Source organism: Gottschalkia acidurici 9a (assembly GCF_000299355.1).
GTDB classification, from domain to species: domain Bacteria; phylum Bacillota; class Clostridia; order Tissierellales; family Gottschalkiaceae; genus Gottschalkia; species Gottschalkia acidurici.
Genome location: NC_018664.1, coordinates 400969 through 423246, shown reverse-complemented (window position 1 = coordinate 423246; position 22278 = coordinate 400969). Strand labels below are relative to the sequence as shown.

General features: G+C 28.7%; 21 protein-coding genes. 8 read left to right on the top strand and 13 right to left on the bottom strand.

Features of this window, described 5'->3' with window-relative positions; translation table 11 throughout:
* Window positions 1–232 precede the first annotated feature (232 nt).
* The 4 genes from CURI_RS16250 to CURI_RS01960 form a co-directional block, all read right to left on the bottom strand.
* Window positions 233–358, bottom strand: a complete 126-nt coding sequence (locus CURI_RS16250; protein ID WP_266353695.1) for a hypothetical protein — start codon at window positions 356–358, stop codon at window positions 233–235.
* A 464-nt stretch (window positions 359–822) separates the two neighbouring features.
* A complete protein-coding gene (locus CURI_RS01965) occupies window positions 823–2118 on the bottom strand; it encodes a VCBS repeat-containing protein (RefSeq protein WP_014966605.1) in 1296 nt (431 codons plus the stop codon).
* 362 nt (window positions 2119–2480) lie between these two features.
* Complete coding sequence (locus CURI_RS16480) at window positions 2481–2609, bottom strand: stalk domain-containing protein (RefSeq protein WP_420805150.1); 129 nt, start codon at window positions 2607–2609, stop codon at window positions 2481–2483.
* Between the two features lie 548 nt (window positions 2610–3157).
* Window positions 3158–3427, bottom strand: coding sequence for a hypothetical protein (locus CURI_RS01960; protein ID WP_014966604.1), 270 nt, complete (start codon window positions 3425–3427; stop codon window positions 3158–3160).
* A gap of 213 nt (window positions 3428–3640) precedes the next feature.
* Here CURI_RS01960 and CURI_RS01955 point away from each other — a divergent pair, with 213 nt between their 5' ends.
* The 3 genes from CURI_RS01955 (at window position 3641) to CURI_RS01945 (ending at window position 7990) form a co-directional block, all read left to right on the top strand.
* Window positions 3641–4612 carry an ABC transporter substrate-binding protein gene (locus tag CURI_RS01955; protein WP_014966603.1) on the top strand — a complete coding sequence of 324 codons (972 nt, stop codon included), beginning with the start codon at window positions 3641–3643 and terminating at the stop codon, window positions 4610–4612.
* Between the two features lie 102 nt (window positions 4613–4714).
* Window positions 4715–6358, top strand: a complete 1644-nt coding sequence (locus CURI_RS01950; RefSeq protein WP_014966602.1) for an ABC transporter substrate-binding protein — start codon at window positions 4715–4717, stop codon at window positions 6356–6358.
* Between the two features lie 660 nt (window positions 6359–7018).
* Window positions 7019–7990: a 3'-5' exoribonuclease YhaM family protein gene (locus CURI_RS01945; protein WP_014966601.1), complete on the top strand. Its 972-nt coding sequence runs from the start codon at window positions 7019–7021 to the stop codon at window positions 7988–7990.
* A 242-nt stretch (window positions 7991–8232) separates the two neighbouring features.
* Here CURI_RS01945 and CURI_RS01940 read toward each other — a convergent pair whose 3' ends face one another.
* Together CURI_RS01940 and CURI_RS01935 are read right to left on the bottom strand one after the other, a co-directional pair.
* A complete protein-coding gene (locus CURI_RS01940) occupies window positions 8233–10272 on the bottom strand; it encodes a methyl-accepting chemotaxis protein (RefSeq protein ID WP_041701381.1) in 2040 nt (679 codons plus the stop codon).
* 71 nt (window positions 10273–10343) lie between these two features.
* Complete coding sequence (locus CURI_RS01935) at window positions 10344–10916, bottom strand: GNAT family N-acetyltransferase (protein WP_014966599.1); 573 nt, start codon at window positions 10914–10916, stop codon at window positions 10344–10346.
* A gap of 641 nt (window positions 10917–11557) precedes the next feature.
* Here CURI_RS01935 and CURI_RS01930 point away from each other — a divergent pair.
* From CURI_RS01930 to CURI_RS01920, 3 genes are all read left to right on the top strand, one after another.
* Window positions 11558–12319 carry a MerR family transcriptional regulator gene (locus tag CURI_RS01930; RefSeq protein WP_014966598.1) on the top strand — a complete coding sequence of 254 codons (762 nt, stop codon included), beginning with the start codon at window positions 11558–11560 and terminating at the stop codon, window positions 12317–12319.
* 65 nt (window positions 12320–12384) lie between these two features.
* Window positions 12385–13119 (top strand): ABC transporter ATP-binding protein, encoded by a 735-nt coding sequence (locus tag CURI_RS01925; RefSeq protein WP_041701379.1) that lies wholly within the window; start codon window positions 12385–12387, stop codon window positions 13117–13119.
* A 104-nt stretch (window positions 13120–13223) separates the two neighbouring features.
* A complete protein-coding gene (locus CURI_RS01920) occupies window positions 13224–13850 on the top strand; it encodes an ABC transporter permease (protein WP_014966596.1) in 627 nt (208 codons plus the stop codon).
* A 183-nt stretch (window positions 13851–14033) separates the two neighbouring features.
* Here CURI_RS01920 and CURI_RS01915 read toward each other — a convergent pair whose 3' ends face one another.
* The 4 genes from CURI_RS01915 to CURI_RS01900 all read right to left on the bottom strand — a co-directional run bounded on the left by CURI_RS01915 (window position 14034) and on the right by CURI_RS01900 (window position 18231).
* Complete coding sequence (locus CURI_RS01915) at window positions 14034–14942, bottom strand: hypothetical protein (RefSeq protein ID WP_041701377.1); 909 nt, start codon at window positions 14940–14942, stop codon at window positions 14034–14036.
* Between the two features lie 365 nt (window positions 14943–15307).
* Window positions 15308–16705 (bottom strand): MATE family efflux transporter, encoded by a 1398-nt coding sequence (locus tag CURI_RS01910; protein WP_014966594.1) that lies wholly within the window; start codon window positions 16703–16705, stop codon window positions 15308–15310.
* Window positions 16706–16829: 124 nt separating this feature from the next.
* Entirely contained in the window at window positions 16830–17828 is a 999-nt protein-coding gene (locus tag CURI_RS01905; RefSeq protein WP_014966593.1) for a helix-turn-helix domain-containing protein, read from the bottom strand.
* A gap of 94 nt (window positions 17829–17922) precedes the next feature.
* Window positions 17923–18231 carry a DUF4491 family protein gene (locus CURI_RS01900; RefSeq protein WP_014966592.1) on the bottom strand — a complete coding sequence of 103 codons (309 nt, stop codon included), beginning with the start codon at window positions 18229–18231 and terminating at the stop codon, window positions 17923–17925.
* A gap of 489 nt (window positions 18232–18720) precedes the next feature.
* On the opposite strand from CURI_RS01900, the gene CURI_RS01895 reads away from it, so the two are divergent.
* Complete coding sequence (locus tag CURI_RS01895) at window positions 18721–19257, top strand: dihydrofolate reductase family protein (RefSeq protein WP_014966591.1); 537 nt, start codon at window positions 18721–18723, stop codon at window positions 19255–19257.
* A 281-nt stretch (window positions 19258–19538) separates the two neighbouring features.
* Here CURI_RS01895 and CURI_RS01890 read toward each other — a convergent pair whose 3' ends face one another.
* The 3 genes from CURI_RS01890 to CURI_RS01885 form a co-directional block, all read right to left on the bottom strand.
* The gene (locus tag CURI_RS01890; protein ID WP_014966590.1) at window positions 19539–19817 is read right to left on the bottom strand and encodes a DUF2325 domain-containing protein; all 279 of its coding nucleotides are present in this window, start codon (window positions 19815–19817) and stop codon (window positions 19539–19541) included.
* A 204-nt stretch (window positions 19818–20021) separates the two neighbouring features.
* Window positions 20022–20174, bottom strand: a complete 153-nt coding sequence (locus CURI_RS15605) for a hypothetical protein (RefSeq protein WP_144275984.1) — start codon at window positions 20172–20174, stop codon at window positions 20022–20024.
* A 616-nt stretch (window positions 20175–20790) separates the two neighbouring features.
* Window positions 20791–21444 (bottom strand): flavodoxin family protein, encoded by a 654-nt coding sequence (locus CURI_RS01885; protein ID WP_041701376.1) that lies wholly within the window; start codon window positions 21442–21444, stop codon window positions 20791–20793.
* Window positions 21445–21568: 124 nt separating this feature from the next.
* Between CURI_RS01885 and CURI_RS01880 the strand changes: the two genes are divergently transcribed.
* Window positions 21569–21895, top strand: coding sequence for a winged helix-turn-helix transcriptional regulator (locus tag CURI_RS01880; RefSeq protein WP_014966588.1), 327 nt, complete (start codon window positions 21569–21571; stop codon window positions 21893–21895).
* The last annotated feature ends 383 nt before the right edge of the window (window positions 21896–22278 follow it).

The following is a 22278-nucleotide window of genomic DNA, read 5'->3' as shown; positions in this document are numbered from 1 at the left end:
ATCTCCCATTTTAAAGTATTTATATCTATATATGATAACGATTCTCATTTCATTGTATTTTTTATTCTATCAACTCACTATTAATTAGTCAACTCATGTTTTGTTCTATAAAAAATAAGATATTCTCAGGACGCTACATATTCATGAGAATATCTTAAAATTTAATTTTTGTTTCGCTTTTTTGAAGTAACTTCTACGATTTTATTAACTAGTTCTTCAGCTTGGTACATTATTATATTAGGTCTAAGATAAAACAGTTTTTTGTTTCTAATTTTATTACTTCATCTTTTTTCACTATATCCAACTCTGTCCACGTTGCTGGGAATTCTTCTTTTTTATTAAAATCAGCTAATTTCAAATACTCAGTCTCCTATATAGTCACCAGTAATCTCATAACTAACACCAGAATATTTTTCAGTATTATATTTTTTTGCGACTTCATATCTAAGACTTTAAATAACACTCTACCTTGATTCATGCTATTATTAACAATCACAAAAGTATTTTTCTCATTTATTATTAAAGTAGTAAATGTGTCATCTTTACTAATAACCTCATTCATTTCAATCTTTGCTTTTTCAATTTATCTATTAAATTCCTCTAAAAACTTTTTTACTTCTTTTCTACGACTTAAAATCAACTAGTATGAATATATGTTTCGTAATTAAAAGTAAACATAGATATAATTAATATTACTATATTAAAAATTTTAATTTAAATATCCATAAACACTTTGAATTGGAGACCATACTGACCATATCTTATTGCCCTCTTTCAGTGCCATCTCTGTTCTCGTGTCACTAGAGTAGATCTCATATGTTTCTATGATATCATCTTTTTTACTGTTATTATTTCATTTTTCTCATCACATTCTATAACTTCATAAGCTTGCGTTTCTACATAGCCCGAATTAGGTGTAAAGAAAATCATATCATTTTCATTTACTTTCAATACAATTTTACCTTGTTCTGAGTCATCTTTTTTCATATCCCAGTATCTTATTAATAGGTTTTTTCCATATTCTATCGAATCGTATTTTTTGCCTGATAAGCTACTAACTATCTTTACTCCTTCTTCCGGAGTGAATTTAAAATCTTTATAAGTTACCTTCCCATCTTTATATTCATATGTAACTAGTAGTTTTCCATATGTGCCATTGCCCCAAAGAGTTATTGGAAGTTCTAATTTTGCTATGTTTCGAATCCTATCTTTAACTACCTTATATTCTCCCATATTGAAGCGCTGGTACTCTGTGTCAAATATGTTCATTTCCCAATCAGTCTGTAGTATATAAGACTTTCTTTTATCCTGTGAAAAGATTTTCAACTGATTATCACTTATTGTTGATATATCTAAATCTAATAGTACAGAATCAGAATCATATATATTTTTAACCTTGTTATTTCTAAAATCCAATATTTCTATTTTATTTATCGTAAAGTTTGATGAATGTGCTCTATTATAGTAAAGCTCTGGTTTACCATCACCAGTAAAATCACCTAATTCAATATGTATATCTGCAATCTCATGTGACATTGGTTCATCAGTTTCATATATTACTTTAGATTTATTATTAAAAACTTTAAGATTAACTTGTACATATGAATCTTTATTATATTCTATTCCTTTATTTCCAAGGGCAACTGCGATCTCATTTTTCCCATCATCATTTAAATCTTCAACTATAATATCTATTATTTCAGAATTACCTATATTATCATTTATTATATATTCTCTATATATATCAATAGGAAGTTTTATATTCGAAAATCCATCTTCAACTAAATATCTTATTGTTTTTTCATCACCTATTGATTTATAATAATCAAATATTTTATTATATGTATTTTCATCTTGATATTTTAAACCTTTTTTTGTAGACTCTTCTAATACTTCTTTTAATTTTTCTATATCATCTAGTTCATCATATATTTCTATTAGTCCAAGGTATGCCTTTTTCGAATTCTGTATATCCTTATCATTTGACACTTTAATAAATATATCTTCAGCCTTTTTATATTCTTGTGCTTTTAAATATTCGTATGCTTTGTTTAGTTGTCTTTCATTACAACCAGTTAAAGATAAAATTAAAATCAAAGCTAATAATACTTTTTTCATAAGTCAATTTTCTCCTTTTGAAAGAAATATCACATCAGTTATTTAATATGATGTTTCTTTTTTCTTTGTTAACATTAAATTTTGAACTATCTATTTCAAAATAAAGCCATCTGTCCTATAGTTAATTTATTGATTTCTTTAATAACTTTCAAATGATTTGTACTGATATTGGTATATCGACCATATGAAGCAATTCATCTTCTGAAATAGATAAAGCTTTGTATAGTTTTTCATCTAAATAAAATATTTGTGTTTTCTGAAGTATTGATCCCAGAGTAAGTTGAATCAATTTTATCTTCAAGTTGTTTAAAATTAAAATGAATAAATCCTAATTTGAAATTAGCCTAAGTATCTGTTATGTTTTATTTCTTCTGATATTTTCTTATGTAAACAGTTTTACTTTTATTGTCCCAATCCACTTTCTTCTTCATAGCTTCATCAACTGTTCTAACTGGTAAATATGTAGTTTCATTGTAAATGAAAGGTTCTATTTTACTTCCAATTAAATTTACTTTAAAAGTTGCTAGATTTCCATATGCAACTAGTCTAATATTACTATAAAGAACATATATGTTTTCTTATTGATTCTGATTCAAATCTAGCTATTGAACCTGTCAATATAGGCGCGAAATACCTCCTATGATAAACCCTATAATATTAAATTTATTTATCATAAAACTCCTCCCTAATATATTTTATAAATTCTAATACATTATAGCATTTTATGATAAATTTTTCTAACTTTCCTGTTATTTCTACCTATTGCTACATAATCAATAGTTGTCATCATTCTATGTTTAGAATTTATCTTCTGTTGTGTTGATCGTATTGCAAAGAAAGTAGTGCATAATTTTTCTTATAATTTTCTAAAATACTTTAAATTTTTTATGTTAGAACTCCACTTCATTTCTAAAACTACTGTACTTATGTTTCTATTTTTTTGTGGTTTTTATTTTCATTTAACTTTATGGTAATATATAAAAGCACTATCAATATAGTATTTTTTACTAATATTAATAGTGCTAATTCTAAATATTTTTCAATATGGATTCATCTTATCTATTAATTTCATAATCTCTTTATTAGATTTTGGAGGAATCATTGCTTTATACATAATTAAATAGTACTCAAGACTTTCCTTTGGGATAATATCAAGACACATTCCCTTGCCACCATGAATTATATGAAATGATTCAGTAATTTGCATATCTCCGTCCATATATATTTTCGCACTACCCCTTGTAATATATAAGAATGTACTTGTAGGTAAATAGTAAGAATCTAATTGTTCTCCAAGTTTCATTGTCATATAACGAACATCAAGAATCTTAATTGATGCATAATTCTAAAGTAATATTTGATTATCTGATTTTTTCAATAAGTTACCTCCTTTCTATTTATTTTTGTACAAAAAAAATTTATGCTATTTATCTTTGTCCATTGATACAATGATAAACTATCTTTATAATAAATGATAATGAATTTCATTAGTATTATCTTATAAACTTGGAGGTATTTAATTATGAAGTATGCAAAAAGAATGATTTTATCTTTCTCTCTCTTACTACTAGTGAGTGTGTTTATAACTGCATGTAACTCTAAAACAGTGGAAAAGGATAATGAAATATCAACTCAAAATGAATCTGAGAAATCAAAAACTCGCAAATATAAAGATTATATGGGACATGAAGTTGATATCCCTGCTTCACCAAAGCGAGTAATTTTTCATGGCGAAAATTTTGGTGACCTTCTAGCCATTGGTGTAGATGCAGTTGGTACAGGTAATGTATGGATTAAAGATCATATCTATGAAGATCGTGCGAAAGATGTGGAAGATGTGGGGTTTCCAGTTAACCTAGAAAAAGTATTAGAACTTAAGCCAGACTTATTTGTTTTTGCAGGTTCAGATGAAAAAGTCTATGAACAGCTATCAAAAATTGCTCCAACAATAGTGTTTGATAGTTTTGCCCCACTAGAAGATAGATTATCTGAGCTAGGAGATATATTAGGAAAGAAACAAGAAGCAGATAATTGGTTGAAAGAATATAATAAGAAATTATCACATATGTGGCAACAACTTATAGAGGATGGAACGATACAACCTGGAGAAACAGCTACAGTACTTACCTACTATCCTGGAAATAGATTATTTATTATGGGAACTACTGGTCTTTCTCAAGTGCTATATTCTCCTCAAGGTTTTAAACCAGGAGATAAAATTCAAAAGTTTCTTGATGAAAAAAAGGGTTTCGCAGAAATATCCTTAGAACTCCTTCCTGAGTATGCAGGAGATAGGATTTTCGTTCTTAATCCTGAAACTAACTTGCACGATGCAAAGGAATCAACAGCTAAAATGATAAATAGTCAGCTATGGAATGATCTACCTGCTGTTAAAAATGGACATGTTTATTTCATAGATATTCAAAAAAGTAATAGTGATGCATCTACTAGAGAATGGTTATTAGAAGAAGTTCCTAGAATGTTAAAAAAATAGTTATAAGGAGGCTTTCATCTTAAAGTTGAAATGCCTCTTTATTTTTTATATAATTTTAGTAACTGATAATTACTTTCATTTATGTAAGGAGAGAATTTGTTTATGACTAGTAATCAAAGTCTATTTAAACAATCACTATTTTTTCAACTAATTGATATTAGCTATATTAAGTGGGATAGTAACTGGAATTTTAACAATTTTAATTCTAACTTTCACACTTTATTTATTTTTATAGATGGAAGCGCAACTGTTTCTATCGAAAGTGAACCTTTTTTTGCAACGCAGGGTAAATGCTTCGTATTAAAACCAGAAACTCTGCTAGAGATGGTAAATGTAGATAAAAATTTTCTAAGCTTCTATAAACTTACGTATAAAGTTATTCAAAGTAATGAAAATCAAGAGCCATCACTTTATTCGGAAGATGTATTTCATAATCAGATTGAGTTTTCTATCTACCCACTTACCCGCTTATATCGCTTGACCGAAGAATTATATAAGAATAGAGATAATAAAAATAGTTTAGAACATTTAAATAAACAAATACAGTTTTATGAACTATTAAAGATATTAATTGAATACCAAGTAGATAATGATGATACTAAAGATAATACAACAGCGGTTCAACAAACAATTAAGTTCATCAATGAACAATATTGTCAAGATTTAACAGTTAAACAACTAGCAGATAGAGCTAAAATCCCTTCATGGCAGTATAGTCGTATTTTTAAAACCTTAACCGGCCAAAAACCACTCGACTACTTAACAACCTTAAGAATTAAAAATGCCAAGCACCTACTTCATGAATCTGATGAGCCCTTGAGAAAAATTGCACAGCGTGTTGGATTTAATGATGAATACTATTTTAATCGTCGTTTTCGTCAAGTAGTAGGTGTTCCACCAAAACAGTATGCCCATTTCATGAGACAAAAAGTTTTGATAAGGGATTGGACAGGTCATAATGTAGAAATACCTTCATCACCTAAACGAATAATTTATCATGGTGAATCATTGGGTGATTTATTAGCACTTGGAATATGCCCTATAGGTAGTAATATAGAAAATACTTTTTATAAAAATTATGTTCGCTCTGTCCACGATATAGGATTTCCTTTTAACACCGGAAAGTGTCTTAAACTTGATCCAGATTTAATTATCTTCACAAATGATGATGAAGTGCAATATAAAGAGATCTCTAAAATTGCTCCTACAGTTACTCATAATTCTTGGGCATCATTAGAAAACCGTATGAAGACTTTGGGAAAGTGGCTTAATAAACAAGAAGAGGCGGAAGACTGGATTAGTCGTTATAATATGAGAGAAAATATTATGTGGCAGCAACTTCAATCAACATTAAGATATGGCGAAACAGCTTCCGTTTTTACATTTGATCATGGAAAGAGATTATTTGTTATGGGGCTTAAAGGTCTTCCATCCTCTCTCTATCATAGCTATGGATTTCAACCAGTAGATCCTGTTAAAAAAATTATAGATGATGGTTTAGGCTATATGGAAATATCCTTAGATTTATTATCTGATTATGCGGGTGATAGGGTTTTCATTCTATTCCCTGAAGCAATAGAATCAAGATTAGCTACAGAAGAACTAATAGAAACTTCTCTTTGGAAGAGTCTTCCCGCTGTGAGAAATGGACACGCCTATCTCGTTAATAATGCAAAATGGAGCTCTGGTGATGCATTTACAAGAGAAAGACTATTAGAAGAGCTACCTAAAATCTTATTAGAATAAAGTTATTCTAATAAGATTTTTCGAACTTTAGATATTTCTCAAAATCTATCTTTACTTTGTAAGTCATTTTTTGATTAGAGAAAGCTAATGTATTTACCTGCTTTCTCTAATTTAGATAAATTATCTTTTATTCTTTCAAATATAGCTTCTCTTCGTAGTTGAAAGAATACACTTTCCATATAAATCATATATTTAATCGATATAATAAAGTCTTTATATTCTACTAATAAATTTATTATATTAAAAAACCTCTTAAGGATTTAGTGATGATATCAAATATGTAACATCTTAAAATATTAATTTCACCATTTTTTAATCAATAATAATTCCCCTAAGCTTGGTAACTCATTGCTTTTTTTCTAAGTATCCTCCATCGTAATAAATTAAATAATATTTTACTATAATATTATTTCTAGCATAGTCGTTACATATGTCTATTTGGTTTTTATAAATTCACCTTTCATAGTTTATTTTGATTTTCTTACATAAATGGCTGTAATTTTCACTTTATCGCCTTTATATGTTATTTGCTCTGTGGGATAATATTTATTATAATCTTAATTAATAAATTCATAGTATGGATAACTTAAATATAAAGTCTTGTAATGTATATTAAAAGTATAAATTACAAGATAGATTATAGAGATTAGGAGAGATAAAATGCAATATAAAAAAATAAAAGACTTCACTGTAAATGAACGTATAGATGGATTTTTTATGTTGAAGTCTGTTGAAAAAAAAGTAGCTTCAAATGGAAATTGCTTTTTAGATATAACATTATCAGATGATACAGGAGAAATGAACGGAAAACTATGGGATTATAAGGGAGATGATAATGCTTATATCCAAAATAGTATAATAAAGATAAGAGGCGATATTTTAGAATGGCAAGGAAAAAAGCAATTAAAGATAATGAAATTAAGAAATATAAATGATGAGGATGATTTAAATATAGAAGACTTTGTTCAATCTGCACCTTTAAGTTCAAAAGAAATGTATAATTGTATATTAATTTACATAGATCAAATGGAAAATGAGGATATTAAAAGATTAGTTCACAGGATAGTTACTGAGAACAAGGAAAAATTACTATACTATCCTGCAGCTAAAAAAAATCATCATGCTATACGTTCAGGCCTTATGTATCATATTCTTAGAATGATTAACTCTGGTGAAAAGCTTTCTGAAATATATACTTTTATAAATAGAGACTTATTATATGCAGGTATAATATTACATGATATGGCTAAGTTAGAGGAAATGAATTCTAGCAATTTAGGAATAGTTTCTGAATACACTATAGAAGGACAACTTCTAGGACATATTATACAAGGAATAGAAAATATAGATAGGGTTTGTAGAGAATTAAATATAGATCCGGAAATTAATCTTCTCATTAAACATATGATACTTACACATCACTATCATCCTGAGTATGGAAGTCCAAAAAAACCAATGATACCAGAAGCTGAACTTTTACACTATCTAGACACTATAGACGCATCTATGTATGATATGGAGAAAGCTCTCAAAGATACTAATCAAAGTGAATTTACAGAAAGAATATGGTCTTTAGATAATAGACAGCTTTATAAGTCTGGTATTAATAAAGAAGATACAGATGAATTATAAAAATGTAAATGGGGATGAAATATTTCATCTCCATTTACATTTGAAATAGAATGAGTCATATATACTTTTTATCATAGCTATACCCCTCTAGAGCTAAATCATATAGTACGTGGTTTTCTGAATTTAAAACAACACTTTATTGATAATAATATTAATTATCAATAAAGTGTTGTTTTGGTACTAATTCTAAGTTGCATAGTAACTTTCAATTATATTTTTATTCTAGTAAATATGTCTTTATTCTATATCTTAAATCTATTAATTATTTCTTTAAGCTTTAATGATAATTCTGATAAATTATTGCTGAAGCTAGCTAACTCTTCTATAGAAGAACTTTGTTCTTCAGTTGTAACAGAAACTTGCTGAGTACTATCTGAGTTATGATCTGCAACTACTGAAAGCCTATCGAATGCATTCATAATATCACTTTTGTTAGACATTATTTCTCCTTCTAGTAGATTTAATTCATCTACCTTTTTTCTAGATTCTTCAATTTCATCTGCTAAATTCAGAAATACTCTTTTAGTATCATCTATAGCTATTGTTTGTTCTTGTATGATTTCTTTAACTTTCTCCATTGTCTCTACAGTTTGAGTCGATTTACACTGTAATTCATTAGTTATGTTCTTAATATCACTAACTGAGTTAGATGACTGTTCTGCAAGCTTTTTGATTTCTTCCGCTACTACTGAGAATCCACGACCAGCCTCTCCTGATCTTGCTGATTCAATAGAAGCATTTAATGCAAGTAAACTTGTTTGACTAGCAATATCATTAATCACACTAATAATATCATTAATTTTTTTAGTGCTTTCATTGGTTTCACTTACCATCTTAGATATTTCTTCTATTGATAAGTTACTTAAGTCTGACTTATCAGTCACATTCTCGTTGTCTATAATTCCTTTATCTTTTAAGGATTCTATTTTATCAGATATATCTCTTAATTCTTTTGTAAGCGAGCTTAATTTATACGTATTTTGTTCTAGCTTCATAGCTTTCTCTAAACCACTCTTAACATCCTCTGCTTGTTTTACTGAACCTGTTGCTATATCTTCAATAACCTTAGATATTTCTTGTGATGTATCTGATAGTTGATATGAGCTAGCAGCTAGCTCTTCACTGCTAGAAGTAACTATTTCGGCAGATGATAGTACTTCTTTTATTATATCCCTAACACTATTTACTGTATTATTAAAACTTTTGAACATAGTTCCCATTTCATCATCAGAGTCTAAATGAATGTTTCTTGTTAAATCTCCTCTACTTACAAAGTCTAGTTCAACTAAAAAGTTTTTTATCTTTTTGGCGATAAGCTTTTGAAATATCATGTATACTCCAAGTGCAACTATTATAAGAGTTATTATAGAAAAGATCATAGAAGTTCTTTGTACTATCCAAGTTTTTTCTTCAACTTCCTTAATTCCCATTGCTGCTGTAATATATAATCCTAATCTTTTTTCATAAATACCATAATACTCTATACCTTTTTCTACAAATTTAATTTCTCCAGATTCATTTTCTACAACTGTCTTTAGAAAATCTTTATTTTCTATAGATGTACCTACAAGTTCTTGATTAGAGTGTACTTTTATTTTACCATCGCTGTTAAAAGCCATTACTACACCTGTTTTACCTATCTGTGTTTGACCTATCGAGCTTTGAGGATTAGAGTCTTCGTGTATTTTATTATGTGGCTTAGAACTAAATCCTATTTGAATGGCACCTTTTTTATCTATACGGGGTACACTAATGTACTGAATTAGATCTGTACCCATAGCAGGAGCTGGTCCAACCACAACCTCTCCATTTAATGCCTCTAACCCTGATGATATTTTCTCTTCACCTTTTACATCTTTTCCAATATTACTTTCTACTGTACTGCTAATTATAATGCCTTGTTCATCAATAATATTGATTTCTTCAGCCCCCATATTTTGTCCAACTTCTTTGACCTCTTCTACAGAGTAGTTGCTCTTTGATAAAAAGTTAGCAATTGCTTTAGAAATTATCACGGTACGCTCATTCATAGCCTCATTTGCAGACTTATTTGTAACACTAGCGGATGTGAATGTATCATATACTGTTGAATGTGCATTCTTCACTTTCTCTAATTCCATATTATACACTATATTTTTTACGTATTTGTATAAAGAGGCCTGAGTCAGGAAAGATATCAAAATAAAAATTACTACTGTAAAGAAAATAATTTTTGATATAATACTTCTATTTTTTATTGATAAATTTCCTAAAAGTGTTTTAGAAACGCCCTCATTGTTCATGTTTTTATCACTCCCTTTCATATTTTATTGTTAATTGCATCTTTTAAAATTTTACATTTACTATATATTTTCTATATTGAAATATTGATATGTTCATTAAAGAACTTTTCCCCAAACATAACACGATAGATTTCACTCATTTCTTGATAAATTTCTTTATCATTTAATTCTTTACTCAAGTTTAAAGTTATTATTATATAATCATCTACTGAAACACTACTTTTCACACTACTTACTTTAAATCCATTTTTTAAATAAAATGCAATACGACGTTCTCTCATAGATCTATCATTATCATCACATGCAAACTCTGGATTTTCAACTTCACCAAGTAATAATGAATACTTACCATGAAGTTTGTCTTTTATAGATCCAATAATTTTACTACCAATACCATTAGATCTATATTGCTTGTTAACAGCAAAATAATCTAATAATAACGTATTAGAACTTTTAGTTTTTACAAAGTATGTATATCCTAACAGATCCTCACCCTCAAAAAAGCCATAGCAAACATAATTATCTTTCTCAATTAAACCTTCAATCTGTTTAAGTGGTTTAACTTCACTCTCAGGAAAGTCTACCGTTAAGTGATTATTATAAACATTCTCTCTTTGATTTATTGATAATTCTTCTATTCTCATTACTCATTCTCCTCGTATGATTATTTAATTTTTCACAAAAAACTCTGTGAACATTTCTTTTTTATTCTTTTATATAATTGTAATTTAACATTTCAAATATACTTAATATTTATTATAAATATCTTTATATTATAAAGTACAAACTATCTATTTTTTTATAAATCATAATAATATTTTACGTTTCCTTCTAAAATTATCTTTTATTTTCTAAATATTCTTTGATACTCTATAAATAACAAAATATAAATATATTCAAAAGATTTTAAGAAGTAATATTCTCTATGTTCTGTAAAATTATACTTTCTTCTCAACTTTCTCCTTATTGTACTGTATATCATTTATAGTTTTTTATGTCAATAGGAAGTGATATATTTTAAGTTATACACAAGGTTTGAGGCTTTTAATTTTACTCTACTATATATATTGGTACTAAGTTAATTGATTTAATTTAAAAGCTTATAAAGTTTTATTAATTATCTCACTATATTATTATAATATGAAACTTTTTAGTTATATATAACGAGAGACATTTTATGAGCTCTATCTCTTGTTAACATAGACTATAATAAAACCCTACACTATAACACCAGACTTCTATTTAATGCTATGATGTACAAAAATATTGGAGGTGAGATTACAGAATGACGGTATATAGAACATCTGAAATTGCAAAAATAATCGGCATACATCCCAATACTGTGAGACTTTATGAGAGATTAAATTTAATATCTAAGCCAGAACGACAGTCAAATGGATACCGTATATTTACTGATCTTCACTTAGAACAATTCAAACTCGCAAGAACTGCTTTAAAAGTAGAGATTCTGCAAAATGGATTGCGAAAGAAAGTAATTGATATTATCAAAGCTTCAGCTAATAAAAATTTTGATAAGTCCATTATCCTTGCAAAAAGTTACTTGCAACAAATTAAGACTGAACAGAAGAATGCTGAAGAAGCTATAGAAATTGTGACAAAAGTATTATCTAAAACTAATCAAAGAACTAACAAATTGTATCTCACTAGAAAGGAAACAGCTAATTATCTGCAAATCTCAATAGATACCTTAAGAAATTGGGAAATGAACGGTTTGCTGACTGTGAAGAGAAAACACAACGGTTATCGTGTATATACTGATAAAGATATTGATCAATTAAAAATCATTCGCTCTCTTCGCTGTGCAAATTACTCACTTTCTGCTATTTTGAGAATGCTAGGAGCTTTATCTAACAATTCCAAAGTTGACATAAGAAAGATAATTGATACTCCAAATGAAAATGAGGATATCGTCTCTGCATATGATAAGCTACTCACATCTTTGTCTCATGCTGAGCAAAATGTACTAGATATAATTGCTCGCCTTGAAAAGATGCAAGAAAAATTCAAAACAAACCCTACACCTTAACACCAGACTTTGATCTGGTGTTATCCTTTTTGTATAAATAAAAAGAATAGGAGGTAGTTGTAAGAATGGAAACAACAATCAAAGTGGAGAATTTAAGCAAGTCATATGCTGGTATAAGCGCAGTTGAAAATGTTAATATTTCAGTTCGTCGTGGTGAAGTATTTGGTCTACTTGGAGCAAATGGTGCAGGTAAAAGTACAACTATTGAATGTATCTTAGGTATTAAAAAGTGTGACAGTGGAGTCATATCAATTTTAGAGATGAACCCCCAAACAGAACGAAAACAGCTATTTAGCAGAATAGGTGTTCAATTTCAGGAGGTAGTTTATCAAGATAAAATAACAGTAGCTGAGCTTTGTGAAGTCACACAATCGCTTTATAAGAACTACTTGAATTATGATACCCTATTAAATCAATTTGGTCTTTCCAACAAATTGAAAAGTCAAGTAAATCAACTTTCTGGTGGACAGAAACAGAGATTGTCCATTGTCCTTGCTCTAATTCCTAATCCTGATGTTGTGTTTTTAGATGAGTTAACTACAGGACTAGATGCTAAAGCAAGGCGAGATGTATGGAAATGCCTTTCTGATCTAAAAGATAAAGGTTTAACTATATTCTTAACATCTCATTTTATGGATGAGATAGAAGCTTTATGTGACAAAATCAGTATTCTAAGAGACGGAAAAATTATATTTTCAGGAACAGTACAGGAAGCAATTACAGATAGTCCTTTCGAGAGTTTTGAGGATGCTTACCTTTGGTACACGGAAGAGGAGGATAAAGAGAATGAAAGCATTTAACACATTGTTTAAAACTGAATTGAAGCTATCTATACGTAACATGGATATGGTCATCTTCGCGGTTTGTATGCCAATTGTGATAATGATAATTCTCGGAATTATTTATGGGAACAAGTTGGCTTTTGATGGAGCTAAATATACATTTTTTAGCTCAGTCATTCGGTGCAGTAGTGTCTATTGGAATATGTGCTGCAGGAGTTATGGGACTTCCCCTAGTAATCTCAGATTATAGGCATAAAAAAATACTCAAGCGTTTTAAGGTAACACCAATAAGCCCAGCTTTACTTTTGATTGTTCAGGTTGCAATTAATGCACTTATGTCTATAGTTTCCTTAGTTCTTGTCTATATAGTGGCTGTTATTTTCTTCAATTATCAAATGTATGGTTCATGGCTTTCATTTATTGGAGCTTATTTTTTGGTAATGATATCAATCTACAGTATAGGAATGATGGTCGCAGGAGTTGCATCTAATATTAAAATAGCTAACCTATTGTGTTGTGTACTATACTTTCCAATGCTTATTTTTTCAGGTGCTACGTTGCCTTATGAAATTATGCCCACATCACTTCAAAGGATATCAGATATATTACCTTTGACACAAGGAATTAAGCTACTCAAAGCTACTTCTTTGGGTTTACCAATCCATGCCTCCTTATCTTCAATCATTATAATGGTATCAATTATGGTTGTTTGCGTAAGTGTTTCTATACGTTTTTTCCGCTGGGAATAAAACTGACATTAGATATTCTAATAGTTATTTTACATTAAAATATATAAACCTGGTAAATACAAAAGAAGTCATAAGTAATAATAATTATTACTTATGACTTCAAGTGTTCTTATTAACGATTCTATACTTGGTAACTTCTAATTAAACTTTATCTTACAGTTTTAACTATATGAAAATAAGATATTATACGTTTTTATTATCTCCTTCTATATTAATGTATACTTCTCTCAAAAGATCATCACTTACATGAGTGGTTATAACTGTATTGTTTCGTTTGTTATTTAAGTTATTTAATTTTTCAAGACTCTTCTTTCTAATATAATTTACGTTACTATTTGTAGATATTTCATAAGGATATTCAGTAGCGATATCGTCGTTTTCTATATGACTGTAATTTGACTCTTTTGGTAGGTTAATAGTTATATCATTAAGAGTAGTTGCCGTTATGATTGAATTAACGTTATCAATGCTCGATAAACTTATATTTATTCCTTCATTTTGTAACTTTGGAATGTTACTTATAAAAGTTGCTGTATCTAATGGATTCAGATCAGTGCCTACAATGCTTCCGATATTTGTTTGAGCATATATTTTTGAAGAAATATTGTTTAACTCTATATCACCAATCTCGTTGTAAACACGAAGTTCTTTAATTGTATCTGGTATTTGAATATCAAAATTAATATTTATACCGTTACCATTTAACTCAGATGAAATCCATTCCCAATAATTGCGACTTGTATCTTTATTGTAGAGAGGTTCAAAGTAAATTACACCATTACGAATTTGTGGTTGGATTACAAGGTTTTCAAGCTTTTTATCTATATCCTTAAGTTCTTTTGTTTGTTCTAGTTGAGCGATCACAATAACTTTATCACTTTCAGATCGTGATATTTTTATATCTCCTACTGTATTAAATATTGATAACACTTCTGCTTCTGTAGCTTCTTCATAATTAAATGTTTGATGTAGAATAGAATTAGATAGTTTGCTATTAGTTAACTCTGCTTTTAATTGATCTGAGTCACAGCCTCCTATCATAAACACCAAAACACATGCTATTGCTATTACTAAGAGTTTACGAGTTCTCATAATAATTTATCCTCCTTTCTCTATTTAACAACTTTATTACTTATGTATATTATTAAGTACATTTAAAAAATGATTTGTATAGTACTTAAAATCATATAAAAATCTATCTATTGTAACTATAATACATTTATGGTGTAACGTTGCCTAGTTGGTACCATTATATGCATATGATATTTATACTGTCAAGTTATTCTACTAATTGCTACTATATTATAAAAGTTTATATAAAAATAAAGACTCCCTGAAACTGCTACTATTAATACTGAAAGTAGCACCACTTCAAGAAGTCTTATTATCTACACTATATACTATTAATTATAATAAATAACTTATTACTCCTTTATTATTTACTATAATCTTAAAGTTTAATATGCTTGCTTTGATCTTAATGCGTTAAATTCTTTTTTAACCATAATAATAGTTCCCATTACAATAACTACGTCTATTCCAAATGTTCCATAATATATACCTAGAACCCCTATCATTTTAGGCAAAATTATCATTACTGGTACATAGAAAACTAGCTGTCTTACAATCCCTATTATAGCTGATGGTCTTCCTCTATCTATAGCAGGGAAAAATGTCATTGCCATAAAAATTGTTGATAATAATGGAAGTATCGCCATATAAATTCTAAAACACATTAATTGAGTTCCCGAGAATATTTGATCTGGTAGCATTAGTCCTAAAATAGAATTTGGAGATAACATAGAAATAATCCAAAATGGTAATGTTAATATTGTAGATGCAACTATAAAAGTTTTAAAAGAACTAATAACACGCTCGTATTGCTCTGATCCATAGTTAATACCGGCTACTGGTTGTAATGCGCGCATTAGTCCAAATATAGGTGTTAGTAAAAATGTGAATATACGATATACTGCGCCATAAAATGCTATATCTGCAACTGTACCATATTTAGCTAGCGCATTAAAAACAATAACTGCTTGAACTAAGTTCATTATAATCATAATAAGAGATGACGTACCTAAACGTATAATTGAACTTATAATATCTTTGTCTCTATAGATTGAAAAAACTTTTGTTTTAAAAGAAGAAAATCCCTTTCCAAAATAAATCCAACCCAAAAGAGTATATACAAACATACCGATATTTGTTCCCCATGCAGCTCCTTCTACTCCTAGCCCTAAATTTACAATTAAAATATAGTTAGCGATTATATTAACAACTAATCCTATTCCCATCATTAATGCTGCTGACTTCATTTTTCCTTCAGACCTTACAATCATATTCCCTGCTAGTCCATATATCCAGAAAATTGAACCAAAGATTGTAATTCTAAAGTAACTATCTCCTAAAACTAAAGATTCTCCTACCCCTCCCATAATTTTTACTAGCTGAGTCGAAAAAAATAGTCCTAATACCATGTATATAAGTGTTGATACAATAGAAAGGTAGTTAACATTTCCTATTAGACGCTCTTGTGTTCTTTTATCTTTACTACCTAGCGCTATACTAAGAACTGAACCAGCTCCGACTCCAATTAGAGATCCTAGCCCTACACTAATTTGAGATCCTAGCCCTACACTAATTTGAGAAAGAGGATAAGCTACTGAAACACCTGCTAGTGCACTTTCTCCCACAAACTTTCCGACAAATATACCGTCTATTACTGAATTTAGACCGTATAAAACCATAGCTATAACTGCTGGCCATGATAATTCAAACATTACCTTCCACATGTTACTTGATAAAATAAATTGTTTTTGCCTTTCTTTTTGATTTGTTACAGCTTCACTCAAATTAATCCCTCCTCACGTTTTATGTAAATTGTATCCGTATTGATAACAATTATCAACTCTGGTTAGTATTCTTTCTGCTCCAAAAAGAAAAAGTCATAAATAATATTTTCTATTACTTATGACTTTAAATATTTTTATTAACTTTTCTACACTCACTAGGCGTTATATTATATTTAATCTTAAATGCTTCTGAGAATTTGCTTGGATTAGTATAACCTACACTACTTGCAATCTCTGATATAGTCATGTCTGTATTCTCAAGTAGATATTTTCCTTTATGCATTCTAGTTTCTCTTAGATATCCGTAAGGAGTATTATTAAATAACTCTTTAAATCCTTTCTTTAACTTATATGTGTTTGTGCTACAAAGGCTTGCTAACTCTTCTATACTAGGTGGTTCATCTATATTATTATTCAATATATCTTTAGCTTTATATATTTCTTCTATATCTGATTTACTTAGATTTATTTCTTTTCTTTTATTAATTCCATAGTTTAAACTCTTTGATATAATCTCCATAAGTTTACTTTGACATAAGAGTAAGCTTGTAACATCTTCAAATTTATAGTTATAATTAAGAAGATCTTTTATATCCCACTCTATACTAGATGGAGCTTTTACTTTAAAGTGAGTGCTTCCCTTAAATATAGACTCTATAGATCTATCCCACTCTTCTAACATTTCTTTCTCACGTTCAGGAAAGAAAATCTTTTTAAGCTCATCACCATCTAGTCCTATTATAACTCCAGTATAGTTATTAAGCTCCATACTAAATCTTTCTGTCTTCTCCAACTTATCGTTTCTGTAAAACATTAAGTCTCCTTTTTCTAGGTTAATGCAGTTTTTTTCACTTGCTAATTTTATACTTCCTTTTCCGCTTATACAGTAGTTAATTTCTATAAATCGCTTCTCGTTAAGTTCAGAATTTAGTAACTCTCTATTAAGAGTATGATCTCTACATATACAAAATTCTAAGCCTTTATTTAGTATCACCCGACTTATCATTCCAGTACCTAAGTCGTCCTTTACTCTATACTCAATAAGCGTAGGCTTATCCATAGTTCTAGTTAAAAATTTCTTTTCCATCAGATTAAAGTATACTTCATTTATATTTTTCTCCATTTCCTATCCCCATTCTTTACATATTAGAAAATGCAAATAATATTCATTATCATTATTATATGATATAATTTGAGTTTAATAAAGATAGTATATTCTAGTTAGGATACTTTTCTTTTTCTTTATAATCTCTTTTAGGATTCTTAGGAAATCTTCCTGCTAGTACCCTTTCTTCCTGCTCTATGACTTCTTTTATACTCCAGAAGCAACAAAATGCGAATATACCAAAAGAGTTTGATATAATACTTTCTGTATTTAGTGAAGCAACTAAGGAAAATATACCTGCTATTATGAAAATAACTATACTTTTTCTTCCTAAATAATACTCTGCTTTTATTACAATAGGATGAAAAACTCCTATTAGTATAAATGCAACTAAACCATGTAAGATTCCTAAATAATTCATTTCTTCTCTCCCAATAAATATATTTTATTATAATTTTTTCTTTCTAATTGTAATGTACACCATTTAGAGTTTTCATGTCAATTAAAAAAATCATACACTCTAAGATATCATATACATCTTATTGACTATACATATTCTCGATTTAAGTTAACTTAATCCTTCTCTGATTAGATAAAGTATATAAACCCTTATCCTTAAACATTAACATTAATCTCATTTAATATGATTTATATAAGTTGGGCTATTACTATACTGGTATGACCAACTCATCGTATGGCTGCAATATGAACTCTCTGATAAACAAAAATTCTGAGAACTACGTTCTTATATCCTTGTATCTGTCAAGCAAACTATGAAGACTAACGAACAATTTAATAATATAGCTTCTATATGTCTAATCTTATAACCTTCAGTACCTTTATTATTCTAGTATGTAATTTTATAAGTCTGATATAATTAAGTTATATATAAGTTAAGGAGGATAATTTTATGAGTAGAAATATAGTACTCTACATTGCAGCAAGTTTAGATGGATATATAGCAAGAAGTAATGGTTCTATTGATTGGTTAAGTGGAGATAGCGATAACGATAATACTGATAACGGATATGATAAATTTTATAGTACTGTAGATACGATTGTAATGGGTAGAACTACATATGATCAGGTTATTAATGAGCTTTCTCCTGATATTTGGGTATATGAGGGGAAAAAGTGTTATGTAGCAACTACAAAGAAATATGAACCTGATAACAATGTAGAGTTTATATCAGAAAATATTACTGAATTTATCAAGAATCTAAAGAAGCAACAAGGAAAAGATATTTGGCTCGTTGGTGGCGGAAAGTTAATTGACCAGTTTATCAAGCAAGATTTAATAGATAAGTATATTATATCTATAATTCCAACTATTTTAGGTGATGGCATTCCTCTATTTTTAAGAAACAATCCCCAAATCAAATTAAAACTTATTGAAACAAAAAATATTAATGGAATAGTTGAACTTACCTATGTAAAAAATGATTAATATATTAAAGGAAGGTAATTAGCTTTCTATATAGCTATCAGTCATAGTTTTATCTATCCTACTTACCTAAAACGCATAATTAAAGTCATAAGTATTACTTATAGTATATCTTATGACTTTAATTATTCTTATTAACTTTTCTATATTTACTAAAAGCTATATTACCTTTAGCTTCAAATAATATTGAGACCATCTTTTTATGATATCACTATTACATTCCGTCCATATCAACATAGTCTCATTATACTTATTCATCCTTTCCGATTTAGATGAATTTCTTTTTACTTAATTTGAGCTAAGGCATTATCTAATGTTTGAATGCTACTATTGTGTAGCCTTAAGCTAGGTATATTTTTTTTCTTCATTATCTTGTTAGTAGTATTAACTAGTTTGTGTGAAACTACATCAGTGAACATCACGATATAGTCAGGGTTTCCTATTCTTTTACATAGGTCACCTTGCATTTTTGTAAATATTTTAATCTTATATCCATGCCTTTTTCCTACATCTATATAATCCCTCTCCATTCGTTCATGTCCTCCTACAATAACTATACTCATACTTATCTCTCCTTTCGTATTTGATAACGATTATCATTATTGTTCTTATTTTATCATATGTACTTTGTTTGTCAAGTATACATCGTATTTTATTAAAAAGAGTAAGTAATTAACTAAAAAATAGAAAGTAACCTTTTAAATCACTTTCTATTTTAAAATTTAATATTGTTAAATTATCTTATCTCTAACGCTAACAGTCAGCCGTTATCCATACTTTCTCTTTATCAATTTTAGAAAGTATTCTTCTATTACATTAGTAAACTCTTCTATACTTTGTACTCTAAGTGAGTGAACATCATAAGTTCCTAATCCAACCACTGTCCTAAAATTCTCAGCTTTAAGAATATCTATGAGCAATAACTTCTAACGTGATGCTCCAAATATGATTACATCTGCTTTCTATATTATTAGAATAAAGTTTAGCTAAAAATAGATTTTTCTTATTTATATTATGTTTTATCATAAGTTAACCCGTTGTGCTAGTAAAACTTACTAATAAAAAAACTCTAGCAATTATGTTAGCCTATCATTGATAGCTAGCTATTGAAAAAGGTGTTCCTGATGATAGTATAATTGCTACACCTAAAGATAAGATAAAGGCTAAAGATGATAAGATAAAGCAGCTATATGAAGAAATTAAGAAACTTAAAGAAGATAAGCCAAACTTAATTATTCAATTAGTTGAAATGGAAGATCTAAAAGATGAAAATAGAAGACTTAGAGAACAGTTAGATAAATTGAAAAGTATGAAGTAAGTCACAATCGTAATCTTTTGTGACGTAATTATATATTTAAATGTATTTAAAATTAGTTACGGTGAACCGTACCACAAATGACGTAGACTTTTTCAATATCCTCATAATAAGATTTATAGGATAGGCTTAATATAAGGTTTGAAGGCCTTACTTTACTAGAGTAAGACCTCTTATAGATTTGCAAAGATATTGTAATATAATAATTCACTTACATACTTTTACAAATTAGCCTGTTTAACAAATCTTACGCCCATATCGAAAGCAGATTGACAATCTATAGGAAATTGCTCTTTTCTAACTTTTGCCTTTTTCTTTTCATCGAATACTGTTACAACATATTTTGAATAATCATTAAATTGATATGTGTCGTTTACAATTAATGATTCAAAGGATCCAAAAAGTCTCGACGTATATTCTTCTACGAATTTAAGACCTTGTTCATATTCTAAATTTTTCATTTGTTCATTAGTTACATTCATGGAGTAAATGGCCCCAGTTGGCATTTTTCTTCCGAAAAGACTTGGATAACCAGGAGCATACATTGAATATGGAAACATGAACCTTTCTAAAAAAGACTTCATAGCTCCCGAAATTGTATTAAAATATATTGGAGAACCAAGGATAATGGCATCAGCATTTGAAGCCTTTTCAAGGATAGGTGTTAAATCATCCTTGAAAGCACATTTACCATAGCTTTTACCATTTTTCATTTTGCAAGCAAAACAGCTTACACAACCTTTATAATTCAGATCATAAAGATGAATAAGCTCTGTTTCAGCTCCTTGTGAAGCTGCTCCTTCAAGTGCTTTATTAAGAAGAGTAGCAGTATTTTTATCTTTTCTTGGACTTCCGTTAATTGCTATTACTTTCATTAATTCAACCTCCATTTATATATACTTGACTTCATAATATGGATTATATATTATTATAGGAAAATAGATAAGTATGCACTTATTTGTTATATACTAACCTAAAAGTGAGTAAAGGAGGTATTATATGAAAAGCTTTGAAAGTAAATATAACAGTTGTCCACTGTACTATACAATATCTATCATTGAAGGAAAGTGGAAATGGATTATATTATGGGAAGTATACCAAGCTGAAGTAATAAGATATAACAAGTTAAAAAATACGTTAGAACCAATTGCACACAAAACATTAAGCAACCAACTAAAAGAATTAGAAAGCAGCAACTTAATTCACAGGGAACAGTATAATGAAATTCCACCAAAGGTTGAATACTCGCTAACAGAAGAGGGTAAAACATTAGTACCAATACTTAAACTTATGTATCAATGGGGTGAGAAACATATCACTAAATAGGCATATTTTTATAAATGGATATAATATTGCATTAATTAAATATTATTAATAGTTGCTGCAGTCGAAAAGCAGATAGTAATTCCTAGCGCCTGATATAAATAAAAATAATACGAGAGTAAAAGTATGTTGATTAATTTATTAAAGAACGTCATAGTTGAAGTATTAACTCAAAAAAATAAGTATTGATAAATGAGTATAATTACTTAGTCACTTCTCGAATTTCTTCTTAAATAAATCTAAATCGCCGAATTTTGCTAACATAAAAATATCTGCTTTTTCTGTTGGCATTTAAGACACTCCTTTATTCATGTTTATGACTCCCATTTGCTGATGGACTCTCAGGTCTATAGTTTTTGACATTCTATATCAATCTTTAAATTCTT